The sequence below is a fragment of the Bradyrhizobium genosp. A genome (assembly GCF_049949275.1).
Lineage (GTDB): Bacteria > Pseudomonadota > Alphaproteobacteria > Rhizobiales > Xanthobacteraceae > Bradyrhizobium.
In genome coordinates this window covers 2,839,232-2,863,176 of sequence record NZ_CP188196.1, presented here as the reverse complement: position 1 = coordinate 2,863,176, position 23,945 = coordinate 2,839,232, and the positions used below count along the sequence as shown (strand labels likewise).

Sequence of the window (23,945 nt, the reverse complement as noted above, 5' to 3'; positions counted from 1 at the left end):
GAGGGGAAACGCATGCCCGTACCGCAACACATTTTCGAGCCGCCGTTCAACATCATCCGCTCCAGCCACGTCGCGCTCGACGTGACCGACCTTACGCTGAGCCGCGCGTTCTACGAGACCGTTGTCGGCCTGCATGTCGAGGACGCCGACGACAATGTCGTGTACCTGCGCGCCGCCGAAGAGCATCAGCATCACTCGCTGGTGCTGCGCAAAGCGGCCGTTCCGGCCTGCGCCCGGCTCGGCTTCAAGGTCGGCAACGATGGCGACCTCGACAAGGCCGCCAAGTATCTCTCCGAGAACGGCCTCGGCTACGCCTTCGTCGACCAGCCGTTCCAGGGACGCACGCTGCAGTTCACCGACCCCTTCGGCTTCCAGATCGAGCTCTATGCGTCGATGGACCGGCGGCCACACCTGCTCCGCCGCTTCGACCTCTACAAGGGCTGCCACCCGCAGCGGCTCGACCATTTCAACGTCTTCGCCGCCGAAGTGCAGGACACCGTCGAGTTCTATGCGCGGCTGGGCTTTCGCCTCACCGAATATGCCGAGGAGGATGGACCGAACGGCCGCATCGCAGCCGCCTGGATGCACCGCAAGGGCAACGTCCACGATTTTGCCATCACCAACGGCAAGGGTCCGCGGCTGCATCACTTCGCCTATTGGACCCCGACCGCGATGAACATCATCCATCTCTGCGACGTCATGGCTTCCGCAGGTTTTGTGAAGAACATCGAGCGCGGGCCGGGACGCCACGGCATCTCGAACGCGTTCTTCCTGTATGTGCGCGACCCTGATGGACACCGCCTCGAGCTCTATACCTGCGACTATTTTACGGGGGATCACGACCACGAGCCGCTGCGCTGGTCGCTACGCGATCCGCGCCGCCAGACGCTTTGGGGCGCACCGGCGCCGCGCTCCTGGTTCGAGCAAGGCTCGCCGTTCGCGGGGCAAGCGGTGCGTGAGCCGAAGTTCGTGGCCGACGTGCTGGTGGCGGATTAAGCCATGAAACTCCCTCGCCTCGCCACCTACTCCGTCAAGGGTGAAACCCGCTACGGTGCCGTCCTGGAGGGCGGCATCGTCGATCTCTCCCCGCGCTATGCGAAGGACTATCCGACGCTGCGGGACGTGATCGCGGCAGGTCAACTCGCGAGACTTGCCGAAGAGGCCGCCGGCCGCACACCGGATCACGCGCTCGCCGATATCACCTGGCTGCCGCCGGTGCCCGCGCCGGAAAAGATCATCTGCATCGGCGTCAACTATCCCGACCGCAACGCCGAGTACAAGGACGGCCAGGACGCGCCGAAATATCCGAGCATGTTCATGCGCTCGCCCCGCTCCTTCGTCGGCCACGACACGCCGCTGGTGCGACCGCGCGCCTCCGCGCAGCTCGACTATGAGGGCGAGATCGTGCTGGTGATCGGCAAGCCCGGCCGGCACATTGCGGAGAGCGCCGCACTCGACCACATCGCCGCACTCTCACTCTGCAACGAAGGCTCGGTGCGCGACTGGCTGCGCCACGCCAAGTTCAACGTCACCCAGGGCAAGAATTTCGATTCCAGCGGCAGCCTCGGCCCATGGCTCGTGCCCTACATGAGGGAAGCGCAGATCGCCGACATCAGGCTGACCACGCATGTCAACGGCGAGCTGCGGCAGGACGACCGTACCAGCCGGCTAATGTTCCCGTTCCGCTACCTCATCAGCTATATCTCGACCTTCGCGACGCTGGTGCCCGGTGACATCATCGTGACGGGCACGCCGACCGGCGCCGGTGCGCGGTTCGATCCACCGCGTTATCTGAAGCCCGGCGACGTCATCGAGGTCGCGGCCGAAGGCATCGGAGCTTTACGCAACGGTGTCGTCGACGAAGCCTGAACAACAACACGAATGGAATGATGCAATGACCACCCTCACCGGCGGCGAAGCGATCGTAAGCGGGCTGGTCGCCCACGGCGTCGACACCGTATTCGGCCTGCCCGGCGCGCAGGTCTATGGCCTGTTCGACGCCTTCCACCAGGCCCAGCTCAAGGTGATCGGCGCGCGGCACGAACAGGCCTGCGGCTACATGGCGTTCGGCTATGCGCGCTCGAGCGGCAAGCCCGGCGTGTTCAGCGTGGTGCCCGGCCCCGGCGTGCTCAATGCCAGCGCGGCGCTGCTCACCGCCTTCGGCTGCAACGAGCCGGTGCTGTGCGTCACCGGTCAGGTGCCGACGCAATTCTTAGGCAAGGGCCGCGGCCATCTGCACGAGATGCCGGACCAGCTCGCGACCTTGCGCACCTATGTGAAATGGGCCGACCGCATCGAACATCCCGGCAATGCGCCGACGACCGTGGCGCGCGCGTTCCAGGAGATGACGTCGGGCCGCCGCGGTCCGGCTTCAGTTGAAATGCCGTGGGATATTTTTACGCAGCGCGCGGACACTGCCGCTGCACAGGTGCTGGAGCCGCTGCCCGCCCCGCAGCCTGACCCTGACATGATCAGGCAGGCTGCCGCGCTGATCAAGAGCAGCAAGGCGCCGATGATCTTCGTCGGCAGCGGTGCGATCGAGGCGCGCGAGGAAATCCTCGAGCTCGCCGAGATGATCGATGCGCCCGTCGTTGCCTTCCGCAGCGGGCGCGGCATCGTCTCCAATGCGCATGAGCTCGGCCTCACCATGGCCGCCGCCTACAAGCTGTGGCCAAAGACCGATCTCATGATCGGCATCGGCTCGCGGCTGGAGCTGCCGTCTATGTCGCGCTGGCCCTATCGGCCAGATGGCCTGAAGAGCATCCGCATCGACATCGATCCCGTCGAGATGCGGCGGTTCATCTCCGACACCGCCATCGTCGCCGATGCCAAGACCGCAACCGCCGATCTTGCCGCAGCCGTCAGCAAGACCGGCTACAGCAAGACCGCCGGACGCCGCGCCGCGATCCGCGAAGCGACCGCAACCGCGCTACAGGAGATCCAGCGCATCCAGCCGCAGATGGCGTACCTCAACATCCTGCGCGAGGTACTGCCGGCGAACGCGATCGTGACCGACGAGCTGTCGCAGTTCGGCTTCGCCTCCTGGTACGGCTTTCCGATCTACGAGCCGCGCACCTTCATCACGTCGGGCTATCAAGGCACGCTCGGCTCGGGCTTCCCGACCGCGCTCGGCGCCAAGGTCGCCAATCCCGACAAGCCGGTGGTGGCGATCACCGGCGACGGCGGCTTCATGTTCGGCGTGCAGGAGCTTGCCACCGCCGTGCAGTTCAACATCGGCGTGGTGACGCTGGTGTTCAACAACAACGCCTATGGCAATGTCCGCCGCGACCAGCGTGAGCGCTTTGACGGCCGCGTGGTGGCATCCGATCTGGTCAATCCGGATTTCGTCAAGCTCGCGGAATCCTTTGGCGTGGCGGCGGCGCGCGTCACCGCGCCGGACCAGTTCAAGGCTGCGATGGAGAAGGCGCTTAGCCACAGCGGGCCATATCTGATCTCGGTCGAGGTGACGCGCGACTCCGAAGTCAGCCCGTGGGCGTTCATTCACCCGCCGAAGCCGTAGTGATCCTCATGGTGAGGAGGCGCGAAGCGCCGTCTCGAACCATGATAGGCCCGACTCTCGCATCTCGGCCTTCATCCTTCGAGACGCTTGCTACGCAAGCTCCTCAGGATGAGGGGATGGATCACCTGGTCCTGCGAAAGGTCAAATTGATCCGCTTGCGCCCGAGCAGCGCGTGCTCGCCGTCGGCAAGCGGCGCCACGCCGTGATAGGCGAGCCTGCTATCTCCACCCCAGACCACGACGTCGCCATGGACCAGCCGGTAACGCCGCGGCTTGTCGCCGCGCGCCAGGCCGCCGAACAGGAAGGTTGCGGGCAGGCCGAGCGAAACCGAGACGATCGGCGCCGAGAAATCCAGCTCGTCCTTGTCCTGATGCAGTGACAGCCGCGTGCCGGGCTCGTAGCGATTGACGAGGCAGGCATCGGGCGCGAACTCTGAGAAGCCACCCTGCTCCGCCGCGCGGCGGGCGAAATCACGCAACACCGGCGGCATCGCCGGCCATGGCGCGCCGGTGCGCGGATCGATGGGATCATAGCGATAGCCGGTGTGATCGGTGATCCAGCCGCGCTCGCCGCAATTGGTCATCGCCACCGACATCAGGTGGCCGCCGGGCGTGGTCATGCGGCGGAACGGCGACTGCGCCACGATCGCGCGCACCGCTTCGATCAGCTCGCTCTCGATCGGCTTGACGAAGCCGCGCAGCAGCACGGCGCCGTCGGCGATCTCCTCGCGCGACGGCTGCGCCTCGGCAACGTTGTCGAACAGATCAGCCGTCAATCGCCGCACTCATTTGGCATCATGAAAGATCACACCCAGTGTGTGGCGTTGGCCGGAGCGAATCCGGCTGACGCCATGGCGCAAATTAACGCGGTAGGTGCCGCGTGTCCCCTGCACCGGGCGGTGATGCACCGCGAAAGCGACCGCATCGCCCTGCGCCAGCGGCACGACCTCGGCGCGGGACTGCATGCGCGGGCGCTGCTCGGCCAGCACGAACTCGCCGCCGCTGAAATCGCGGCCCGGCTCGGACAGGAGGATTGCGACCTGAAGCGGGAACACGTGCTCGCCATAGAGATCCTGATGCAGGCAATTGTAGTCGCCGGCTTCATACTGCAGCAACAGCGGCGTCGGCCGCGCCTGCCCCGCCTCGTGGCAGCGCTTGAGGAACGCCGCATGCGCTGAGGGATAGCGGATATCGATCCCCATCGCCTCGTTCCAGCGATTGGCGACGACCTGGAGATGCGCGTACAGCGCCGGCCGCAGCTGCGCGATCAGGTCGGGCAGCGGATAGGAGAAATATTTGTACTCGCCGCGGCCAAAGCCGTGGCGGCCCATGACGATGCGGCTGCGGAAGTGCGCGTCGTCGGGATAGAGCGCGGCGATGGAGTGGCATTGGTCGGGCCTGAGCAGCCCCTTCAGGACGGCGCTGCCCTGGGAGTCGAGTTCGGCGGTGATTTGGGACCAGTCGAGGGTGTCGACGTGGGCGGCGATGTCGGCGGAGGGGTGGGCTGATTTTCGTGCGGTCATTGTCATAGCAATCACCTTTGCAGCCCGACGTTCACGCCGCCACCCGATTTCCGACTCTCTCCGCCCGTCATTGCGAGCGTAGCGAAGCAATCCAGAATCCCTCCCCGGAACCAGTCTGGATTGCTTCGCTGCGCTCGCAATGACGGAAGAAGCGCCTCAGCCCCTCACTGGCATCGTCATCACGTCATACCCATGCTTGATCGTCCGCTTCAGCACGGGATCTTCCAGCTCGAAATCGAAGCGATCCGCCGGACGGATGCCGCCCTTGGCTGCAAAGGTGCCGCCGAACATGGCGCAGCCGTCGGGGAACTTTCCACTCGGAAAGCCGCGCGCGATGAGGTCGGCGACCGGCAGCATCGCGTCCAGCGTGCCCTCCTGGTAGAGCACGCGTTCGCCCTTGATCGTGGCGTAGGAGCGCAGGATCATCTTGTCCCAATGGCCGATGACGTCCTCGAGCTCCCACAGCGTGGATGCGATCGGCTTGTCGCACATCTGCTTCGAGACCGTGACGTTGTAGGCCTCGACCTTGCGGTCGGTGTGGTCGGAGCCGCAGCCGACGAAGATGCGGCCCTGCCAGCCGATCAGCACGAACTCGACCTCCCCGCTGGAATCGCCGCCGCAGCATTCGATGCCGTCTTCCTGGGTCAGCCGCCGCGCCGAGACGCGATAGTAGATCGGCGTCGAGGCCGGCCGGGCGATGCCCACGGCTTCGAGCTCGGCGATGTGCTTGTCGCGCGCGATCGCGTCGCGGCCGGTCCAGCCGGCGATGACCATCTGGTCAATCGCGAGCGTCAGCGGCGTGGTGGTGTCCTGGGCGTCGACGGTGAAAGTCAGGTCAAACACGAATTACGGCCTCCATGCCGGCAGCAAGTTCGAAGATACGACGATCGGATCCACCGCTGCCCGCCAGCATCAGGCCGACGGGGACGTCGCCCGCGCGATGCGCGGGCAGCGAGATGGCGCAGCCGTCGATCATGTTGATCAGGGTGCAATTGCGCAGCGCGCGCAGGTTCTGGATGGTGAACGCCTTGTCGTCGGCGAGATCGGAAATCTTCGGCGGCGTGTTGGCGGTGGTCGGCAGCACCAGCGCGTCATAGGGCACGATGCGCGCGTTGACGCGGGCGATCAGCGAGCGGCGCTCGTTGAGCAAGTCGATGTAGTCGGCCGCGCTTTGCGCCTCGCCGCGCATGATGCGCACATAGACGCGGGGATCGTAAATGTCGCCCTTGGACGTGATGAGATAGCGATGCCAAGCATAGCTTTCGGACGCGGCAAAGCCGCCCTTGGCGTTCATCGGGCCGATGTCATGGAATTCCGCCATCTCGATGCGCTCGATGATGGCGCCGTGATCGGCGAGCGATTTCAGCGCGCGCTCGAAGGTCTCGGAGACTTCTGCGTCGAGGTCGTCCAGCGCGATCGTGGTGGGCACCGCCAGCCGCATGCCCTTCATCGGGCGCGGCTTCGGCGCTGTGATCGGTTCGTTCGCGAGCACCGCGTCGAGTATGGCACAGCAGCTGACCGATCGCGCCAGCGGCCCGATGCTGTCGAGCGAGAAGGACAGCGGCACCGAACCGTCGAGCGGCACGCGACGCTGCGTCGGCTTGTAGCCGACGATGCCGTTGAAGGCGGCCGGAATCCGGCAGGAGCCGCCGGTGTCGGTGCCGAGCGCGCCGTGCGCCATGCCGTCGAGCACGGACACCGCCGCACCCGAGGACGAGCCGCCGGGCACGTGGCCCACGGCCCGGTTCCAGGCCCCCTTTGGCGTGCCGTAATGCGGATTGATGCCGATGCCGGAATAGGCGAATTCGGTCATGTTGGTCCGCCCGATCACGACGAAGCCGGCGCGGCGCAGCCGCGCAACCGCCGCCGCATCGTGCTCCGCTGGATCGGAATCGTCGAGCGCACGAGAGCCGGCGCGCGTCGTCTGTCCCCTGATATCGAAGAGATCCTTGATCGAGACCGGAATACCGGCATAACGCGACGGCGCGGCCCTCACCTTGCGCAGGGCATCCATCGCGTCCGCGGCTACGAGCGCGGCGTCCTTGTCGACATGGATGAAGGTGCGCTGGCCCTCGCCGGCGGGATCGGCGATTTTGGCGATGCACGCCTCGACCAGCTTGCGGGAGGTGGTGCGGCCGCTTTCGAGGTCGTCGGCGAGCTGCGCCAGTGTCGGAAAATCGGGCATGTCTGTCTCACGGAATATTGCGCGCGCAATCTATAGCGCCGGCTCAGTTCGACACAAGCATTGTGCGCATGATGGCATGCATGCTGCCTGCTGGACCGTTGACGCGCCATGGTCGATTGTCGCATCAAGATCGAAACAGGCGGGCGCGAAGCCTGTGCCTTGGGAGAACCAGCCAAATGGCCGAACCGCAGCGCGCGCGACCGAAACCGACGCCGGAAACCCAGCATTTCTGGGACGGCACGAAATTAGGCGAATTGCGCCTGCAGCGTTGCGACGCCTGCGCGCATGTCTATTTCCCGCCGCGCCCGTTCTGCCCGTCCTGTGCCTCGCGCAAGGTCAGCGTCTTCAAGGCGAGCGGCAAGGGTTTTCTGTACAGCTACGTGATCAACCACCGCCCCGCCGCGCCCGGCTTCACGCCGCCTTACGCGATCGCGGTGGTCGAGCTGGCCGAGGGGCCGCGGATGATGAGCAATATCATCGACTGCCCGCAGACGCCGGAAGCGCTGGAGCTCGACATGAAGCTCGAGGTCGCCTTCGAGGCACTCGACGACAAGATCACCCTCCCCGTGTTTCGTCCGGCGAAGGGGTAAACCATGCGCAAGAACCAGGTTGCCGTCGTCGGCGCGGCCGAGACCACCGAGCTCGGTGTCATCCCCAACATGTCACAGCTCCAGCTCCACGCGGATGCGGCGCTCAACGCCATCGCTGATGCCGGGCTGAAACTCTCGGACATCGACGGCTTTGCCACCGCGGTCGAGACACCGCAGCAGGTCTGTCACTATCTCGGCATCAAACCGACCTGGGTGGATGGCACGTCCGTCGGCGGCTGCTCCTTCATGCTGCATGTTCGTCACGCGGCGGCGGCAATCGAGGCCGGCCTGTGCAAGACCGTGCTGATCACGCATGCCGAGAGCGGCAAGTCGATGATCGGCAAGGCGCCGCGCTCGACGCCGGCGGACAGCCTCAACGGCCAGTTCGAGGCGCCCTATGGCGTCTATGGCCCGCCCAGCATGTTCCCGATCCCCGTGCTGCGCTTCATGAAGACCTACGGCATCACCCATGAGCAGCTCGCTTCGGTGGCGGTCGTCCAGCGCCAATGGGCGGCAAAAAATCCGCGCGCGATGATGAAGGATCCGATCACGGTTGCGGACGTGCTCAACTCGCGCATGATCGCCTATCCGTTCCGTCTCCTGCAGTGCTGTCTCGTCACCGATGGCGGCGGCGCACTGATCCTGACCTCGGCCGACCGCGCTAAGGATTTTCCGCGCAAGCCCGTCTACATCATGGGCACCGGCGAGAGCGTGGAAACGCCGATGGTCAGCCAGATGGAAACGTTCAACTCCTCGCGCGCGTTCAAGACCGCAGGGCCCCTTGCCTTCAAGGAGGCCGGCATCGTGCACGGGGATGTCGATCATCTCATGATCTACGACGCGTTTGCGCATTTGCCGCTGTTCGGCCTCGGTGACCTCGGCTTCATGCCGCACGAAGAAACCGGCAAGTTCATCGCGGACGGCAACACGCGGCCCGGCGGCAAGCTGCCGCTCAACACCAATGGCGGCGGCCTGAGCTACATGCATTCCGGCATGTACGGCATGTACGCGCTCCAGGAGAGCGTGCGCCAGATGCGCGGCATCGCGCCGGCACAGGTGCCGAACGCCAAGATTTCAGTGTGCCACGGCGTCGGCGGCATGTTCGCCGCGAGTGGCACGATTGTGTTTACGAACGAGAGGTAGCGCGCGCTGCTCGCCTCTCCCTCTCCCCGTTCTTACGGGGAGAGGGTTGGGGTGAGGGGCTACCTCCACACAGCTGGACTCGCGGAGAGTCCCCCTCACCCGGATCGCATCTACGATGCGATCCGACCTCTCCCCGCAAGCGGGGCGAGGTAAGAAATCGCGGATCAATCGGGAGAACCCACATGAGCAAATCGCTGCAGGACAAGGTCATCATCGTCACCGGCGCAGGCCGTGGCATCGGACGCGAGATCGCGCTGCTCTGTGCGGCGGAAGGCGCCAAGGTCGTCGTCAACGATCCCGGTGGGGCCGCCGACGGCGCCGGCTCGAGCGCTACGCCTGCCGAAGAGGTGGTCGAGGAGATCAAGAAGCGCGGCGGCATCGCAGTCCCCAACTTCGAGTCGGTGGCGGAAGCCGTTCCGGCCAGCAAGATCGTGAAGACCGCGACCGATCATTTCGGCCGGCTCGACGGCGTCGTCAATAATGCCGGCATCTTGCGCGACATGATCTTCCACAAGATGAGCGTGGAAGCGTTCGAGGCCGTCATCAAGGTACATTTGATGGGCTCGTTCTACGTCAGCCACGCGGCGGCGCGCATCTTCCGCGAGCAGGAGTCTGGCTCGTTCGTGCACTTCACCTCGACCTCGGGCCTGATCGGCAACTTTGGCCAGGCCAACTACGCCGCCGCCAAGCTCGGCATCATCGGACTGTCGAAATCGATCGCGCTCGACATGGGCCGCTTCAACGTCCGCTCGAACTGCGTCTCGCCGTTCGCCTGGACCCGTATGATCGGCACTATCCCGACCGAGACCGAAGCCGAGAAGGCGCGCGTCGAGAAGATCAAGCAGATGGGCCCGGAGAAGATCGCGCCGATCTGCGCCTATCTGCTCTCCGACGCCGCCAAGGATGTCTCCGGCCAGATCTTTGGCGCGCGCATGAACGAGCTGTTCCTGTTCAGCCAGAACCGCCCGCTCCGCTCGGTTCATCGCAGCGAAGGCTGGACGCCGCAGTCGATCGCGGAACATGGCATGCCGGCGCTGAAGGGTTCGTTCTACAAGCTCGACCGCTCCGCCGACATCTTCCCGTGGGATCCGGTGTAAGCGGCGCGCTCTGCAACATCATTCCAGGATGGTGCGAAGCACCAGACCTGGAATCTCGAGGTTCCAGGTTCGCCCTTCGGGCGCCCCGGAACGACGGTTGGGATTACCCCGTATTCCTCAACCCCGCCGAGATGCCGTTGATCGTCAGCTGAATCCCGCGCAGCACTTGCTCGTCCGGGTTCTGCGCGCGATGCGCCCTCAAGAGCTCGACCTGCACGTGGTTGAGCGGATCGAGATAGGGGAAGCGGTGGCGCACGGAGCGTTCAAGCAGCGGGTTGCCCTGGAGAAGGCGGTCCTGATCCATGATGTCGAGCAACGTCTCGATGCAGGAATGCCATTCGCGGCGGATACGGCCAAAGATCTTTTCGCGCAGGGCTTCGTCCGGCACCAGTTCGGCATAGCGCGAGGCGATCGCGATCGAGCTTTTCGCCAGCACCATGTCCATGTTCGACAACAGCATGCGGAAGAACGGCCATTCCTTGTAGAGCTCTTTCAGGAACGGCATGCCCTTGTCGGGATGCTCCGCGATCCATTGCTCGACCGCGCTGCCAAAGCCGTACCAGCCCGGCAGCATCAGGCGGCACTGCGCCCAGGAGAACACCCAGGGGATGGCTCGAAGATCCTCGATCGCGCGCGTCTTCTTGCGCGAGGCCGGACGGCTGCCGATGTTGAGCGTCGCGATCTCGTTGATCACGGTCGAGGCCCAGAAGTAATCGACAAAGCCGTCGGTCTCGTAGACCAGGCCGCGATAAGCCCTAAAGGCGAGATTTGAAAGCTCATCCATCGCAGTGAGATATTCGCGACGGGGCGCGCTCTGGCTCGGCTGCAACAGGCTGGCATCCAGCGTCGCAGCCGCCAGGATTTCGAGATTGTTGCGGCCGACCTCGGCGTTGGAATATTTCGACGAGATGATCTCGCCCTGCTCGGTGATGCGGATCTGCCCGTTCACCGCACCGCCCGGCTGCGCCACAATAGCGTCATAGCTCGGTCCGCCGCCGCGGCCGACCGAGCCGCCGCGGCCGTGGAACAGGCGCAGGCGGACGCCGTGGCGCTCGAACACGTCGACGAGACCGATCTCGGCCTTGTAGAGCTCCCAGCCCGAGGTGACGAAGCCGCCATCCTTGTTCGAGTCGGAATAGCCGAGCATGACCTCCTGCACGCTGCCGCGGCTGTCGACGAGGCGGCGGTAATCGTGCAGCGACAGCATGCGATCCATGATGCTACTTGACGCCTGCAAATCCTCGATGGTCTCGAACAGCGGCACGATGTTGATGGCGCTGCGTCCGGAGGGATGGACGAGGCCCACCTCTTTCAGCAGCACCGCGACCTCGAGCATGTCGGACATGCCCTGGCACATCGAGATGATGCATTGGGGAATCGCATCCGAGCCGAACTTCGCATGCGCTTCTGCCACGGCATGAAAGACGTTGAGCTCGCCCATGGTCTCGTCGCTGTATTTGACGAACGGCGACACCAGCGCGCGCGTTGAGCGCAATTCGTTGGTCAGCAGCGAGATGCGCGCGTCCTCGCCGAGCGCCAGATAAGACATGCCGGGATTGGCGGCATCCATCAGCTCCGCGATAGTGCGTTCGTGCACCGCCGAGTTCTGGCGGATGTCGAGCCGCGCCAGATGGAAACCGAAGCAATCGACCGCGCGCCGCAACAGCCGCAGCCGGCCGCGAGCGATGACGCGGGCGTTGTTGGAGATCAGCGAGCGGTGCAGCACGTCGAGGTCGGCCTGCAACTCCTTCACGCTCTCGTAAGGCGCGCCCTTGCCGACCGGCCGGCGGGTGATCTCGACCGCCAGCTTCTCGGCCGTGGCTGTCAGGCGGGCATAGATGCCGGAAACCGCGAGGCGATAGGGCTCGCCGCTCCGGTGCGGCGAGGTGTCAGGCGAGCGCTCCGCCAGCGTGCGCAGCTCTCCCGAGACGTCGGCGAGATGGGCTGCGATCGACAGCTCCGAGCCGAGCACGTGCAGCTCTTCCAGATAGAACTGCATCACCCGGCTCGACTGCAGCCGCAGCGTGCCGCGCATCACGTCGGCGGTCACGAAGGGATTGCCGTCGCGGTCGCCACCGATCCAGCTTCCCATGCGCAGGAACGAGGCGAGCTCGCCGGCGGCCTGCTCGCCGCCCTCCTCCAGCCGGTCCTCCAGCGCGTTGACCAGCCGCGGCACTTCACGAAGGAAGGTGTAATCGTAGAACGACAGGCCGTTGGCGACCTCGTCGAGCACAGTGAGCTTGGTTCGGCGCAACAGATTGGTCTGCCACAGCGTCAGCACCTCGCGGCGCAGCTGCTCGTCGCTGGCGGCGGCCTCATCTGCGGTCAAAGAGACCCGCTCGCGACGGTCGAGCAGGCCAGCGACCTCCATCTCGCGGTCCATGGTGCTCTTGCGACGCACTTCGGTGGGGTGAGCGGTCAGGACCGGACTGACCAGCGCGCTCCTGAAGAAATTGCGCAGCACGTCGGTGCCGATTCCTGCGCCCTTGGCCTTGGCCAGTGTCTCCGCCAGCACGCCGGAGCCGCCGCCCTTGCCGGCGCGCATCTGGCGGATGTTGTTCTGGTCCTCGGCGATGTTGGCGAGGTGGGAAAAGTAGCTGAAGGCGCGGACGATCCGCACCGTCTCGGACGTCGACATGCTGTCGAGGATCTGCTCGAGCTCGCGGCGGGCAACCCGGTCCTCGTCGCGGTGGAACCGGATCGAGGTCTGCCGGATGCGCTCGACCAGGTCGAACACGTCTGCGCCCTCCTGGTCGCGCACGGTGTCGCCCAGGATGCGTCCGAGCAGGCGGATATCGTCGCGCAGCCGCGCGTCGGCCTCCAGCGCCTGGGCATCCTCAGGCCGGTTCGGGCGAAGATCGGCGGCGTCGGATGGTACGGTCTGGAGGGACATGGCTAGCTCCCTGGTTCGAGCTCGCTTGGATGCCCGGCCTGGCAAGTGTGCAAGTTTTTTGCCGCAGCGCAAGATGAAGTTGGGGCGGCGCACACAGGCCCCGCGCCGGGCTCGAAGCGTCCCGGCAAGGCTAGGCCGGCACGATCACCTTGCCGATCGGCCAGAGCGCAATGCCGGCGAGCTTCAGATGGGCCCATGCGAAGGGAATGCCGATGATGGTGATGGCGAAGATCACGGCCGTCAGGACGTGGCCGAGCGCCAGCCACCAGCCGGCCAGCACGAACCAGATGATGTTGCCGATCACCCCGAGCGGGCCGGTGCCGATATCGCCAGCACCAGTGACCTCGTCGCGGCTGACCGCCCGCGAGCCGAACGGCAGCAGGGTATAGACAGCGATGTTGAACGCCGCCCGCGCCCAGGGCAGGCCGATGATGGTGATGGCCATGATGATGGACGCCACCAGCCAGCCGAATGCCATCCAGGCACCGCCGACGAGAATCCAGATTATGTTGAGCAGAATGGAAACTGGGGCCATGGGAATATCCGGGGTCAATGAGCCCTCTTATAGCACGACCTCCGCGGTCATAGTCCATGACGCCGGCTGCGTTCGGCGCGCAACGATGTGCCGACAAATCCAACATCCTCGAGCCCGCGCGAAATCTCCTTCGCGCAAAGCCACAGCGTCGCTGCGGCGGCGCCGATCGCGGCCAGCCCCGAGACGAGAACAGGATTGGGACAGAATGTGACGAGAAAATTATCGAGCGGAACCGATCCAGTTGGCCAGCGCGGACTGCAAGACGATGCCAGAGCCAAACCGCAAAGCAGGATGGTGACGGCGTTCGCTCCGGCCAAGGCCGTCACGACGACCGCAAGACCCTTCTTCATCGAGAGGACGAGATCGACCAGCTTCACGACCGCACAACATACAACCACGACGAGGATGGCCAGGCCCCATCCGGAAATCCCGGCAGCGATAGCCTGGGCCTGACCGCTCCAGGCCCACGCTGCGGCAACGCAGCCCAACAGGGTGAGATTGACCTTCACGGCTTCGGGAAATTTGCACCGAAGCGCGTAAGGATTCGCCTTCTCGACGAGATCCAGCACTGCGCAGGCGATCAGCCCGGCCGCAAAGCCACCGAGATGGACGCCCCAGTCGATCCGCGAATTGCCAAGCGCAAACGCGACGTTCAATCCGATGTTGATGGCGAAGAAGTCGAACCTGACGTCGAGCTTGCCGAGGATCCACAGGCAGAGCAGTGCGCCCAGGATGCCCGACGTGGCACCGGACGCGCCGACCGTCAAATAGGGCGTAGAATGGATGCCATTGCCGATGACGGCGCCGAACACCATCGCGCAGAGATAGATGACGAGGAAATAGGCCGGTCCGACCCGCCTCTCCAAATGTCCGCCCCACAGCACGAGGCACAACATGTTCATGGTGAGGTGGACGAAATTGACGTGTAGGAAGCCATAGGCGAGCAGGCGCCAGTATTCGTGCCGCACGATTGCGCCCGAATACATGCCGCCGTAGCGATAGAGCAGCTCCGCCGACGCCGCCGGACCGCCCGCCTGGATGAAGCAGAATCCCGACGCGAGGACGGTCACCGTCATCAGCGCGTAGACGGCAGCATGGGGGACTTCGAAGAAACTGGCACGGTATGAGGGCATCGGGGATCGCAAGCGGCTGGAAACGGGGACCGCAACCTAACCGAGCCGATCGATGATTGCTACTCCGGCGCGTGCCGGCCGGCTCTTCTGTCGCCCGAATGGCGCGCAGCGAAATCCGGGGTTACAAGGCACGTCAGATCTTCCGTCCCGCCTGCTCCCAATAGGGATCGCGCAGGCGGCGCTTGAAGATTTTTCCGGAATCTTCGCGCGGCAGGCCTGAGCGGATCTCGATATGCTTCGGCACCTTGTAATCGGCGAGCGAGCCCTTCAGCCGCGCGCGGATATCGGCTGCACTGAGCGTGACGCCCGGCTGCGGCTCGACCACCGCCATCAGCGCCTCGCCGAACTCGGCGTCGGGGATGCCGAACACCGCGCAATCATGCACGCCGGGCACGACGTGCAGCACCGATTCGATTTCGGCTGGATAGATGTTGACGCCGCCCGAGATCACCATGTCGCGCTTGCGGTCGCAGATGAAGACGTAGCCGTCCTCGTCGATGTAGCCGACGTCGCCCGAGGTGATAAAACCCTCGCGGTCAATATCGGCGCGCTTCTCGGGCTTGTTGTGGTAGGTGAAATCGGCCATCCCAGCCATGCGCGAATAGATCTCGCCGATCTCGCCCACGCCCAGCACGCGGCCGTCATCGCCGATGAAGCGCAATTCGGCGCCGGGCGAAATTTTGCCGACGGTGCCGGGCTTCTTGAGCGCGTCCTCGGAGGTCGCGAAGGTCACGGCGCTGGATTCGGTCGAACCGTAGAATTCATAGATCACCGGCCCCCACCACTCGATCATGGCGCGCTTGACATCGGCCGGACAGGGCGCGGCGGCGTGGATGATGTGGCGGAGCGAGGAGACGTCGTACTTCTTGCGGACCGCCTCGGGCAGCTTCATCAGGCGGATGAACATGGTCGGCACCATGAAGATGGTGTCGATTTTGTAGCGCTCGATCAGCTCGAGAAATTCTTCAGCTTCGAAGCGCGGCATCAGCACCAGCGCGCCGCCAAGCTTGCCCGCGCGGATGCCGAACGAGTTCGGCGCGGAATGATAGAGCGGGCCCGGCAGGATCACGCGGGTGCCGGGCTTCAACCCGTAGATCATTGCGCGCATGCGCTCGCCGGCAGCTTGCTGATCCGGCGTCGGCGCATTGCGCCGCACGCCTTTGGGATGACCTGTCGTGCCTGACGTGTAGATCATGTTCATCGGCTGCGGCACGACCGGGCCGTCATAGGGCTGATGCTGCACGAGCCAGGACTCGAAATCGATCGCGAAGGCCGGTGTGGTCAAGTGATCCGGATCGATCTTGTAGTTGTTCAGTATCTCCGGCGGCGTCGGCACACTGAGCACCGTGACGTCTTTCGGAATCGCATCGCGCAAGGCGTGCAGCATGTCGGCATGTCCGATCAGCACGGACGCGCCGGTATCACCAAGGATGTAGTTGATCTCCTCCGGCTTGAAATGCCAGTTGATCGGCACGCCATAGGCGCCGAGCCGCATCGCGGCATAAGCGGCTTCAAGGAAGGCGATGTCGTTGCGCATCAGCATGCAGACGCAATCGCCTTGCTTGACGCCGATCTTGGCGAGGCCGGACGCGATGCGGTCGGCACGATTGGCGACCTCGGCATGGGTGCGGCGGCGGTCGCCCGAGACGATGCCGAGGAACTTTGACGTTTCGCTCATTCTTGTTTTCCGATCTTTCGTCGGGTTGAAAACTGTAGCCATAACAACGATCGTCATTCCGGGATGCGCCGAAGGCGCAGGCCCGGAATCCATACTCCCGATCGTGGTTATGGATTCCGGGCTCGATGCTTCGCATCGCCCCGGAATGACAGAAAGCTAGTCCGCATACTTCGGCGCCCGCTTCTCCAGATTGGAGCGCACGGCCTCGGTCTGGTTCGCGCTGCCGATCAGCTTCTGCTGCTCGACGGACTCCGCAAGCAGCGCGGGGCCGGGATCGACCGAGAGATTGTTGAGCAAACGCTTGGCCGCGCGGATCGCATCGGGGCTCTTGCCCGCGATCTCGCGCGCGACTTCGAGCGCCGCGGCGCGCGGATCGTCGCAGATGCGGGTAGCGAGGCCATACGTCATTGCCTCCTGCGCGGAGAAGATCCGGCCCGTGTAGGTGAGATCGCGCAAGATATCATCGCGCACGAGCGAGGCCAGGATCGGCGTGCCCGCCATATCGGGCACCAGGCCCCATTTGATCTCCATCACCGACATCCGCGCATCGGGTGCGAGAAAGCGCATATCGGCGCCGAGCGAGAGCTGAAAACCGCCGCCGAAGGCGACGCCATGCACGGCCGCAATCACGGGAACCGGAAGCTGGCGCCAGCCCCACACCGCCTGTTGCGGAAAGTTCGCCTGACCATGCGTCCGCTTGGTGAGATCGCGATTTTCGCCACCCGGAATTCCGTTGCCGCCCTTCTCCTTCATGGCGGCAAAACGCCCCATGTCGAGACCGGCGCAGAAGGCGCGGCCTTCGCCGGACAACACCACGACGCGCACGCCTTTTTCCCTCGAAAGCCGCTCGGTTGCCGCGACAAGGGCCTCGAACATGGCCTGATCGAGCGCATTCATCTTGTCTGCGCGCACCAGGCGCACGTCGGCGACGCCTTCCGAGATCGAAATCGAGACGCGCTCTTCCATGGATGAATTCTCCCCTGTTCTTGTTCGGTGCCACTTTACAGAAAGCTGACGGCCGGATTTAGTCAATCGACCAATTAACTGACAATCCGTACGGGAGAAACAGCCATGTTCAAGGAAAATCTTCTGGCTGGACGGCGCATTCTCGTGACCGGCGGCGGCACCGGGCTCGGCAAGTCGATGGCAGCGCGCTTTCTCCAGCTCGGCGCCGAGGTGCACATCTGCGGCCGGCGCAAGATCGTCTGCGATGAGACCGCCACCGAGCTGATGGATCAATATGGCGGCCGCGTCACCAGCCACGGCGTCGACATCCGCAACGCGCTCGCGGTCGAGGAGATGATCGAGAACATCTTTCGCGATGCGCCGCTGACCGATCTCATCAACAACGCCGCCGGCAATTTCATCTCGCGGTCAGAAGAACTCTCACCACGCGGCTTCGATGCGGTCGCCAACATCGTCATGCACGGCACGTTCTACGTGACGCATGCGGTCGGCAAGCGCTGGATTGCCTTGAAGCAGCCCGGCAACGTCGTGTCGATCACCGTAACCTGGGTGCGCAATGGCTCGCCTTACGTGGTGCCGTCGGCGATGAGCAAGTCGGCGATCCACGCCATGACGATGTCGCTCGCGACCGAATGGGGCCGCTACGGCATCCGCCTCAACACCATCGCGCCGGGCGAGATCCCGACCGAGGGCATGAGCAAGCGCATCAAGCCGGGTGACGAAGCCGGCGCACGCACCAAGGCGATGAACCCGATGGGCCGCGTCGGCACCATGGAGGAGCTGCAGAACCTCGCGGTGTTCCTGATCTCAGGCGGCTGCGACTGGATCACCGGCGAAACCATCGCCATGGACGGCGCGCAGGCGCTCGCGATGGGCGGCAATTTCTATCAGCTCCGCGACTGGAGCGACGACGACTGGAAGACCGCGCGCGAGAGCATCATGGCACAGAACGAGAAGGACCGGGCGAAGCGGGGCTAGATCTCTCCGTAGTAAGAGGCTTGAAGGCGCCTTTCCGCGATCTGGGAGAGATCACCCGCAACGCCTAATGCTTCCCCGGCCCCATATAGCCGAACAAGAACCCCGCGACCTTGCGCATCTGGATCTCCTCGCTGCCTTCCGTGATGCGGTAGCGGCGGTGGTGGCGGTAGATGTGCTCGAACGGCTTGTGGCGTGAATAGCCCATGCCGCCGTGGACCTGCATGGCGCGGTCGGCGGATTCGCAGCAGAGGCGGTTTGCCCAGTAGTTGCACATGGAGACGCGATCGGACAGCGTGCGCTCGATCTGCTCCTCGTCGAGCTGGTCCATCTCCCAGGCGGTCTTGCGGATCAACAGGCGCAGCATCTCGGCTTGCGTCGCGAGCTCGACCAGCGGGAACTGGATCGCCTGGTTCTCGGCGAGTGCCCTGCCGAACGGTTTTCGCTCGCACGCATATTTCACACTCTCGTTGATGCAATAGACGGCGGCACCAAGCGAGCTCGCCGCCTGGCGGATGCGGTTCTGATGGACAAAACATTGCGCCAGCGACAGGCCGCGGCCGACCTCGCCGAATTGCGCATCCTCAGGCACGAACACGTCGGTGAAGCTCACGCGCGGATGGTCGGTCGGCATGTTGAAGGTCCACATATACTCCTCGATCCTGACGCCGTGACTTTTGGCCGGCACCAGGAAGCAGGTGATGCCGCGGGCATCGCCGTCATTGCCGCTCGTGCGCGCAAACAGCGCACAATGCGTGGCGACGTGCATGCCGGTCGTCCACATCTTCTCGCCGTTGATGATCCAGCCCTTGACGTTGTCGCGGGTCGCCGGCACCGCGCGCGTCTCCATGTGGGTCGCGTCCGAGCCGTGATGCGGCTCGGTGAGGCCAAAGGTGATGCGGTACTTGCCCTTGATCGAGCCGTCGATCATCGCCTTCTGGTCGTCGCGGCCGTAGCGGTCGAGCATGGTGACGACGGGAAAATTGCCGACGATGGAGTGCTCGTTCTGAAGGTCGTTGTGCAGGCCGAGACCCTTTGCGGCAAAATGTTCGCGGATCACGGCCATCCAGAGATTGGAGCCGTCCTTGCCGCCATATTGCTTCGACACCGGAAAGCGCAGATGGCCGGCGGCGTCCGCGATATCCTTTGCCTTGCGCAGCAGCGCTTCCCATTCGTGTCGCGGCAGGCCGCCATTCTCGAAATCGGTGCGCGCCCATTCGCGGCGGTGATCGAAGAAGCGGATGTTGTCGTCGACCTGTTCCAGCGGCTTGATCTCGCGTTCGATGAAACGGTCGAGTTCTCCGAGATAGGCGACGAGATCGGCAGGCAATGAGAAATCCACGGTTCTCTCCCGGATTGATTTTATCGTTTTGCGTTAAGGCGCTAGGCGCGCACTTGCTTCGCAGGATTAAGGTGAGAAGAGCGCGTGCAAGTCAAGCAGAGCGACGTGTGAGCAGCGCAAGGCGCGCCCGCGCAATTCGATGGTGCTCCGGCACTGAGGCGCGGTAGTATCGCGCCAATATTCCTTCACGAGAAAATGCGGGAGCGCGCGATGGAGCTGAAATTCTCAAAGGTGGAACGCAAGGGGCCGATCACGATCATCACGCTGTCGCGGCCCGAGGTCTACAACGCGCTGCACATCGACGCGCATTTCGAGCTCAACAAGGTGTTTGACGATTTCGCAGCTGATCCCGAGCAGTGGGTCGCGGTCGTTACCGGCGCCGGCGACAAGGCCTTCTGCGCCGGCAACGATCTGAAGTGGCAGGCGGCGGGCGGCAAGCGCGGCTGGGACAAGGGCGGCTTTGCCGGCCTCACTGCGCGGTTCGACTGCGACAAGCCGATCATCGCGGCGGTCAACGGCGTCGCCATGGGCGGTGGCTTCGAGATCGCGCTCGCCTGCGACCTGATCATTGCCTCCGAGAACGCAACCTTCGCGCTGCCCGAACCGCGCGTCGGCCTCGCCGCTCTCGCCGGCGGCCTGCACCGCCTGCCGCGACAGATCGGCCTGAAGCGCGCCATGGGCATGATCCTTACTGCGCGCCATGTCAGCGCCAAGGAGGGACAGGAGCTCGGCTTCGTCAACGAGGTGGTGCCGCAGGGCGAAGCGCTTGCGGGCGCGCTGCGCTGGGCCGAGATGATCACCAAGAATTCGCCGATGTCGATCCGGGCGTCGAAGCAGACCATCAGAAAGGGCCTTGCCGTATCGCTGGAGCAGGCGATCGAGGAGCAGCGCGAATATCCGGCGGTGAAGGCGATGGTGGCCTCACAGGATTACATCGAGGGCCCGAAGGCGTTTTCGGAGAAGCGGCCGCCGAAATGGGTGGGGAAGTAGCGCGGTCTTTCCGTCGTCATTGCGAGCGTAGCGAAGCAATCCAGACCGCCTCTGCGGAAGCAGTCTGGATTGCTTCGTCGCAAGCGCTCCTCGCAATGACGGAGGAGAATGTGGCGCCAGTTATCCGCCCCGCGACAGCTCCCGCCTATACGATGCGTAATTCGGCTGATCGACCGCGAGCTTGTCCATCGTGGTCGCCCACAGATGCTCGGCGAGGCCAGGCGTTGCCAAATCAACCTCGCCCTTGGCGATGCGATCGGCGAGCGCTCGGTTGAGGTCCGTCACCGAGCCGTCCATGCCGAGCAGCGCGCGCAGCCGCTCGACCTCGCTCGCGTCACTCCCCTTCTCCTGCGTCAGCTGCCGCGTGACGAGATCGAGGATGTTGACCGCGACGCGCAGCTTGAACGCCTGATGGCCCGAAACGAGCGGCGTGATGTCGTTGCGGAGGAAATCGGCGACCACGTTGGTCAGCTCGATCGGTGTCGGTTCGTCCTGCATGCCTAACCTCCCCGCGGCGCGAGCAGCCGCAGCAGATCAATCTCAGTCTCCGACGCACGGCGGCCGATCATGGCGCGCTCCATGGAATGATCCGGCCTCTCGCGGAACCGCTGCATCATGCCGCCGCACATGATGCCCCAGCGCAACGTGCCCATCACTTCCCAGAATTTTACACGCGACGGATCAACCTTGCGGCCCGCCGCCTCATAGCCGGCGAACAGTTCTTCGCGCGAACCAAAACCGCCGACCGGCTTGTCAATCTCACCAAACCGCCAGGAGTTGACGCAGACCCAGCCGAGATCCTCCATGGGATCGCCGAGATGAGCGAGCTCCCAGTCGAGCACCGCGCGGACACCGTCGGCGCCGATGATGAAATTGCCGTTGCGGAAGTCGCCATGCACAAGCGTCGTCTCGGCCGAGGGACCGGGATCGTGATCGCGCAGCCAGCACAGCGCCAGCTCGAACACCGGCTTTGGCCAGTTGAGGCTGCGATAGTCGCGCTCGAACTCAGAGATCTCCTCGGTCGCACTGCGGCTGCGCAGTTCTGGCAATTTGTTCTGCGGCAGCCCGTGCAGTCCCGCAAGCACGCCGCCGATCTGCCGCGCAAGCAATGGCCGCGCCGCCGCGAATTCATCATCGCGAAGAATCTTGCGGGCGATGGTTTCGCCCTCGACCCGCTGCATGATGAAGCCGGTGCCGAGACCCTCGTCCGGCGCCAGCACATGCATCACGCGCGGCGACGGCACGCCCGCTTCATAAGCGAGCTGCATGAGCTGCGCTTCGGCGGCGAGACCAGCAGCGCGCGTTGGCGCAGCCCCATAACCTTTCGGCGAGCGGCGCAGGATCGCGCCGATCGGCCCATCCGGATGCACGATGTCGAAGCGCCAGGTCTCCTGACTGGCGCCACCCGAAAGCTTTGCCGCGCCGGTGACGCCGGTCGCACCGGGACACCAGCGCTGGACGCTACGAGAAAGCTCCGCCTCGATCATTTGCCTTTGAACTGCGCAGGCCGCTTCTCCAGGAACGCGCCGACGCCCTCGCGAAAATCCTGCGTATCGCCGGCGCGCAGCTGGCACTGGAATTCGAGATTGAGCTGGTCCTCGAAGGAATTTTCCGGGCTGTCCCAATAGAGCTTGCGGATCAGCGACAGCGCGATCGTCGGCCCGCTCGCCAAGTCGCGCGCTAGCTTCATCGCCTCCTCCATCAGCACGCCGTCGTCATAGACGCGGTTGACGAGGCCCCATTCCAGCGCCTTCTCGGCTGGCAAGCGCTCGCCCATTAGCGACAATTCGATCGAGCGCGCCTTGCCGATCAGGCGCGGCAAGAGCCAGGTCGAACCGCAATCCGGCACGAGACCGATGCGGCGAAACGCCTGAAGGAAATAGGAGGAACGCGCGCATAAAATCATGTCGCCGAGCAGCGCGAAGCTCATGCCGGCGCCGGCGGCCGGGCCGTTGACCGCGGTCACGATGGGGCAATGCAGGTTGCGGATGCGGCGCAGGAAGGGATGAAAGCCGGTCTCGAGCGTCCGGCCGGCCTTGGTCTTCTTCGATTGGTCGTTGCGGCCCTGGAGATTCGCTCCCGTGCAGAATGCCCGCCCGGCGCCGGTCAGCACGACGCAGCGCACCTCGCCCCGTTTCTCCTCGATCGCGTCGAGCGCATCGGAAAGCCCGCCCAGCATGTCCATGGAGACCGCGTTCATCACCTCCTGATGGTCGAGCCTGAGGATCGCGACCGAACCATCGAATTCGAGCGTGACGTGTTTGAACTGCATGGTTTCCTCGTCAGTTGCGGCCTGCGATGTTTCGCAGACCGGAATTCGTTTTGCCGGGACACATATTTGATTTTTGGCGCGGTCTTGTCCATGGTGATCAGAGCATAGCAAGCAATCTTGCGCGCAGCGGCTGATGCGCGTGGTACCAAGAAGTCTTGCCAAGAGGTCTTGCCAAGAGGTCTTGCCAAGAAGTCTTGCCAAAAACAGGAAACGCGCCATGAACCTTTTCGATCTCACCGGCCGCGTCGCCGTGATCACCGGCGGCAATGGCGGCATCGGGCTCGGCATCGCGCAGGCGCTGGCCGGCCAGGGCTGCAATGTCTCGATCTGGGGCCGCAATGCTGACAAGAACAAGGCTGCTGCCGCGAGCATGGCGGGCCTCTCCGGCAAGGTCGATACCCGCGTCTGCGACGTCGCCGATCCGGCTTCCGTCAATGCCGCGATGAAGGCGACGCTCGACACGTTCGGCCGGGTCGATGGCTGCTTTGCCAATGCCGGCATCGGCGGCGGCGGTCGCAGGTCCTTCATCGAGCGCACCGAGGAGGAATGGCGCACAATGTTTGCGACCAATCTCGACGGTGTGTTCCACGCGTTCCAGGTCGCCGCAAAGCACATGACCGACCGGGCCAATGCCGGCGATCCCTTCGGCCGGCTGGTCGCGACATCGAGCCTCGCCTCGATCTTCGGCACTGCGCGCAACGAGCATTATGCGGCGACCAAGGCTGCCATCAACGCGCTGGTGCGCGCGCTCGGTGTTGAGCTCGCCCGCCACGGCGTCACCGCGAACGCGATCCTGCCCGGCTGGATCAAGAGCGACATGACCGCAGGCATCATGGCCAACGAAAAGTTCGTCGCCAACGTGATGCCGCGGATTCCGATGCGGCGGTTCGGCGAGGCCAGCGATTTCGGCGGCATTGCGGTGTATCTGATGAGCAAGGCGTCGTCGTATCACACCGCGGATACGTTCGTGATCGACGGCGGCTATACAGCGTTCTGAGATCTCGTAGGGTGGGCAAAGGCGCGTTGCGCCGTGCCCACCGTGAGCACTTTCGACTGCCGTGGTGGGCACGCTGCGCTTTGCCCACCCTGCGGTCTCTGGTTTTG

The 23,945-nt window shown here is 64.4% G+C and carries 22 protein-coding genes; 9 read left to right on the top strand and 13 right to left on the bottom strand.

All coding sequences use genetic code 11. The annotated features are described in order from the left end of the window. The first annotated feature begins 12 nt into the window (after positions 1-12). The 3 genes from hpaD to ACP2YP_RS13250 are packed head-to-tail and all read left to right on the top strand — an operon-like array spanning position 13 to position 3,520. Positions 13-996 carry a 3,4-dihydroxyphenylacetate 2,3-dioxygenase gene (gene hpaD, locus ACP2YP_RS13260; RefSeq protein WP_426424628.1) on the top strand — a complete coding sequence of 328 codons (984 nt, stop codon included), beginning with the start codon at positions 13-15 and terminating at the stop codon, positions 994-996. 3 nt (positions 997-999) lie between these two features. Continuing rightward, the gene (locus ACP2YP_RS13255; RefSeq protein WP_426424627.1) at positions 1,000-1,869 is read left to right on the top strand and encodes a fumarylacetoacetate hydrolase family protein; all 870 of its coding nucleotides are present in this window, start codon (positions 1,000-1,002) and stop codon (positions 1,867-1,869) included. 25 nt (positions 1,870-1,894) lie between these two features. Further along, positions 1,895-3,520 carry a thiamine pyrophosphate-dependent enzyme gene (locus ACP2YP_RS13250; RefSeq protein ID WP_426424626.1) on the top strand — a complete coding sequence of 542 codons (1,626 nt, stop codon included), beginning with the start codon at positions 1,895-1,897 and terminating at the stop codon, positions 3,518-3,520. Between the two features lie 121 nt (positions 3,521-3,641). Here the strand turns inward: ACP2YP_RS13250 and alkB are convergent, their stop codons facing one another. The 4 genes from alkB to ACP2YP_RS13230 form a co-directional block, all read right to left on the bottom strand. After that, complete coding sequence (alkB, locus tag ACP2YP_RS13245) at positions 3,642-4,295, bottom strand: DNA oxidative demethylase AlkB (RefSeq protein ID WP_426424625.1); 654 nt, start codon at positions 4,293-4,295, stop codon at positions 3,642-3,644. A gap of 9 nt (positions 4,296-4,304) precedes the next feature. After that, entirely contained in the window at positions 4,305-5,048 is a 744-nt protein-coding gene (locus ACP2YP_RS13240; protein ID WP_426424623.1) for a 2OG-Fe(II) oxygenase, read from the bottom strand. 150 nt (positions 5,049-5,198) lie between these two features. Continuing rightward, positions 5,199-5,885 carry a DUF2848 domain-containing protein gene (locus tag ACP2YP_RS13235; protein WP_426424622.1) on the bottom strand — a complete coding sequence of 229 codons (687 nt, stop codon included), beginning with the start codon at positions 5,883-5,885 and terminating at the stop codon, positions 5,199-5,201. Then, positions 5,878-7,227, bottom strand: a complete 1,350-nt coding sequence (locus tag ACP2YP_RS13230; RefSeq protein ID WP_426424621.1) for an amidase — start codon at positions 7,225-7,227, stop codon at positions 5,878-5,880. The genes ACP2YP_RS13235 and ACP2YP_RS13230 overlap by 8 nt, the downstream gene beginning before the upstream one ends. Before the next feature lie 176 nt (positions 7,228-7,403). Between ACP2YP_RS13230 and ACP2YP_RS13225 the strand changes: the two genes are divergently transcribed. The 3 genes from ACP2YP_RS13225 to ACP2YP_RS13215 all read left to right on the top strand — a co-directional run bounded on the left by ACP2YP_RS13225 (position 7,404) and on the right by ACP2YP_RS13215 (position 10,057). Next, complete coding sequence (locus tag ACP2YP_RS13225) at positions 7,404-7,817, top strand: Zn-ribbon domain-containing OB-fold protein (RefSeq protein ID WP_426424620.1); 414 nt, start codon at positions 7,404-7,406, stop codon at positions 7,815-7,817. 3 nt (positions 7,818-7,820) lie between these two features. Next, the gene (locus ACP2YP_RS13220) at positions 7,821-8,960 is read left to right on the top strand and encodes a thiolase C-terminal domain-containing protein (RefSeq protein WP_426424618.1); all 1,140 of its coding nucleotides are present in this window, start codon (positions 7,821-7,823) and stop codon (positions 8,958-8,960) included. 182 nt (positions 8,961-9,142) lie between these two features. Further along, the gene (locus tag ACP2YP_RS13215; protein WP_063691128.1) at positions 9,143-10,057 is read left to right on the top strand and encodes an SDR family oxidoreductase; all 915 of its coding nucleotides are present in this window, start codon (positions 9,143-9,145) and stop codon (positions 10,055-10,057) included. 103 nt (positions 10,058-10,160) lie between these two features. On the opposite strand, the gene ppc is transcribed toward ACP2YP_RS13215, so the two are convergent. From ppc to ACP2YP_RS13190, 5 genes are all read right to left on the bottom strand, one after another. Further along, on the bottom strand, positions 10,161-12,950 hold the full coding sequence (gene ppc / locus ACP2YP_RS13210) for a phosphoenolpyruvate carboxylase (RefSeq protein WP_426424616.1): 2,790 nt from the start codon (positions 12,948-12,950) through the stop codon (positions 10,161-10,163). Between the two features lie 130 nt (positions 12,951-13,080). Further along, positions 13,081-13,485, bottom strand: a complete 405-nt coding sequence (locus tag ACP2YP_RS13205) for a YccF domain-containing protein (RefSeq protein WP_426424614.1) — start codon at positions 13,483-13,485, stop codon at positions 13,081-13,083. Between the two features lie 47 nt (positions 13,486-13,532). Further along, positions 13,533-14,618 carry a rhomboid family intramembrane serine protease gene (locus ACP2YP_RS13200; RefSeq protein WP_426424613.1) on the bottom strand — a complete coding sequence of 362 codons (1,086 nt, stop codon included), beginning with the start codon at positions 14,616-14,618 and terminating at the stop codon, positions 13,533-13,535. Between the two features lie 133 nt (positions 14,619-14,751). After that, on the bottom strand, positions 14,752-16,296 hold the full coding sequence (locus ACP2YP_RS13195; RefSeq protein ID WP_426424612.1) for an acyl-CoA synthetase: 1,545 nt from the start codon (positions 16,294-16,296) through the stop codon (positions 14,752-14,754). Between the two features lie 156 nt (positions 16,297-16,452). Next, on the bottom strand, positions 16,453-17,262 hold the full coding sequence (locus ACP2YP_RS13190; protein WP_426424611.1) for a crotonase/enoyl-CoA hydratase family protein: 810 nt from the start codon (positions 17,260-17,262) through the stop codon (positions 16,453-16,455). Positions 17,263-17,367: 105 nt separating this feature from the next. Here ACP2YP_RS13190 and ACP2YP_RS13185 point away from each other — a divergent pair, with 105 nt between their 5' ends. Then, complete coding sequence (locus tag ACP2YP_RS13185; RefSeq protein WP_426424610.1) at positions 17,368-18,240, top strand: SDR family oxidoreductase; 873 nt, start codon at positions 17,368-17,370, stop codon at positions 18,238-18,240. 64 nt (positions 18,241-18,304) lie between these two features. Here the strand turns inward: ACP2YP_RS13185 and ACP2YP_RS13180 are convergent, their stop codons facing one another. After that, entirely contained in the window at positions 18,305-19,579 is a 1,275-nt protein-coding gene (locus ACP2YP_RS13180) for an acyl-CoA dehydrogenase family protein (RefSeq protein ID WP_426424609.1), read from the bottom strand. Positions 19,580-19,789: 210 nt separating this feature from the next. Between ACP2YP_RS13180 and ACP2YP_RS13175 the strand changes: the two genes are divergently transcribed. Further along, entirely contained in the window at positions 19,790-20,569 is a 780-nt protein-coding gene (locus tag ACP2YP_RS13175; protein ID WP_426424608.1) for an enoyl-CoA hydratase-related protein, read from the top strand. 120 nt (positions 20,570-20,689) lie between these two features. Here ACP2YP_RS13175 and ACP2YP_RS13170 read toward each other — a convergent pair whose 3' ends face one another. From ACP2YP_RS13170 to ACP2YP_RS13160, 3 genes are read right to left on the bottom strand one after another with little or no spacing between them, the layout of a single operon-like run. Then, entirely contained in the window at positions 20,690-21,067 is a 378-nt protein-coding gene (locus ACP2YP_RS13170) for a DUF6285 domain-containing protein (protein WP_426424607.1), read from the bottom strand. A gap of 2 nt (positions 21,068-21,069) precedes the next feature. Then, a complete protein-coding gene (locus tag ACP2YP_RS13165; RefSeq protein ID WP_426424606.1) occupies positions 21,070-22,056 on the bottom strand; it encodes a phosphotransferase family protein in 987 nt (328 codons plus the stop codon). Continuing rightward, a complete protein-coding gene (locus tag ACP2YP_RS13160; RefSeq protein ID WP_426424605.1) occupies positions 22,053-22,841 on the bottom strand; it encodes an enoyl-CoA hydratase/isomerase in 789 nt (262 codons plus the stop codon). Before ACP2YP_RS13160 ends, ACP2YP_RS13165 begins: the two co-directional genes overlap by 4 nt. Positions 22,842-23,058: 217 nt before the next feature. Here ACP2YP_RS13160 and ACP2YP_RS13155 point away from each other — a divergent pair, with 217 nt between their 5' ends. After that, positions 23,059-23,838: an SDR family NAD(P)-dependent oxidoreductase gene (locus ACP2YP_RS13155; protein ID WP_426424604.1), complete on the top strand. Its 780-nt coding sequence runs from the start codon at positions 23,059-23,061 to the stop codon at positions 23,836-23,838. Positions 23,839-23,945: the final 107 nt, after the last annotated feature.

Coding starts and splice junctions, on each gene's coding strand:
- ACP2YP_RS13190 (WP_426424611.1), bottom strand. CDS start 17,262: ATGGAAGAGCGCGTCTCGATTTCGATCTCGGAAGGCGTCGCCGACGTG.
- ACP2YP_RS13215 (WP_063691128.1), top strand. CDS start 9,143: ATGAGCAAATCGCTGCAGGACAAGGTCATCATCGTCACCGGCGCAGGC.
- ACP2YP_RS13160 (WP_426424605.1), bottom strand. CDS start 22,841: ATGCAGTTCAAACACGTCACGCTCGAATTCGATGGTTCGGTCGCGATC.
- ACP2YP_RS13255 (WP_426424627.1), top strand. CDS start 1,000: ATGAAACTCCCTCGCCTCGCCACCTACTCCGTCAAGGGTGAAACCCGC.
- ACP2YP_RS13230 (WP_426424621.1), bottom strand. CDS start 7,227: ATGCCCGATTTTCCGACACTGGCGCAGCTCGCCGACGACCTCGAAAGC.
- ACP2YP_RS13250 (WP_426424626.1), top strand. CDS start 1,895: ATGACCACCCTCACCGGCGGCGAAGCGATCGTAAGCGGGCTGGTCGCC.
- ACP2YP_RS13205 (WP_426424614.1), bottom strand. CDS start 13,485: ATGGCCCCAGTTTCCATTCTGCTCAACATAATCTGGATTCTCGTCGGC.
- ACP2YP_RS13175 (WP_426424608.1), top strand. CDS start 19,790: ATGGAGCTGAAATTCTCAAAGGTGGAACGCAAGGGGCCGATCACGATC.
- ACP2YP_RS13185 (WP_426424610.1), top strand. CDS start 17,368: ATGTTCAAGGAAAATCTTCTGGCTGGACGGCGCATTCTCGTGACCGGC.
- ACP2YP_RS13225 (WP_426424620.1), top strand. CDS start 7,404: ATGGCCGAACCGCAGCGCGCGCGACCGAAACCGACGCCGGAAACCCAG.
- ACP2YP_RS13220 (WP_426424618.1), top strand. CDS start 7,821: ATGCGCAAGAACCAGGTTGCCGTCGTCGGCGCGGCCGAGACCACCGAG.
- ACP2YP_RS13240 (WP_426424623.1), bottom strand. CDS start 5,048: ATGACAATGACCGCACGAAAATCAGCCCACCCCTCCGCCGACATCGCC.
- ACP2YP_RS13155 (WP_426424604.1), top strand. CDS start 23,059: ATGAACCTTTTCGATCTCACCGGCCGCGTCGCCGTGATCACCGGCGGC.
- ACP2YP_RS13170 (WP_426424607.1), bottom strand. CDS start 21,067: ATGCAGGACGAACCGACACCGATCGAGCTGACCAACGTGGTCGCCGAT.
- ppc (WP_426424616.1), bottom strand. CDS start 12,950: ATGTCCCTCCAGACCGTACCATCCGACGCCGCCGATCTTCGCCCGAAC.
- ACP2YP_RS13165 (WP_426424606.1), bottom strand. CDS start 22,056: ATGATCGAGGCGGAGCTTTCTCGTAGCGTCCAGCGCTGGTGTCCCGGT.
- ACP2YP_RS13200 (WP_426424613.1), bottom strand. CDS start 14,618: ATGCCCTCATACCGTGCCAGTTTCTTCGAAGTCCCCCATGCTGCCGTC.
- hpaD (WP_426424628.1), top strand. CDS start 13: ATGCCCGTACCGCAACACATTTTCGAGCCGCCGTTCAACATCATCCGC.
- ACP2YP_RS13195 (WP_426424612.1), bottom strand. CDS start 16,296: ATGAGCGAAACGTCAAAGTTCCTCGGCATCGTCTCGGGCGACCGCCGC.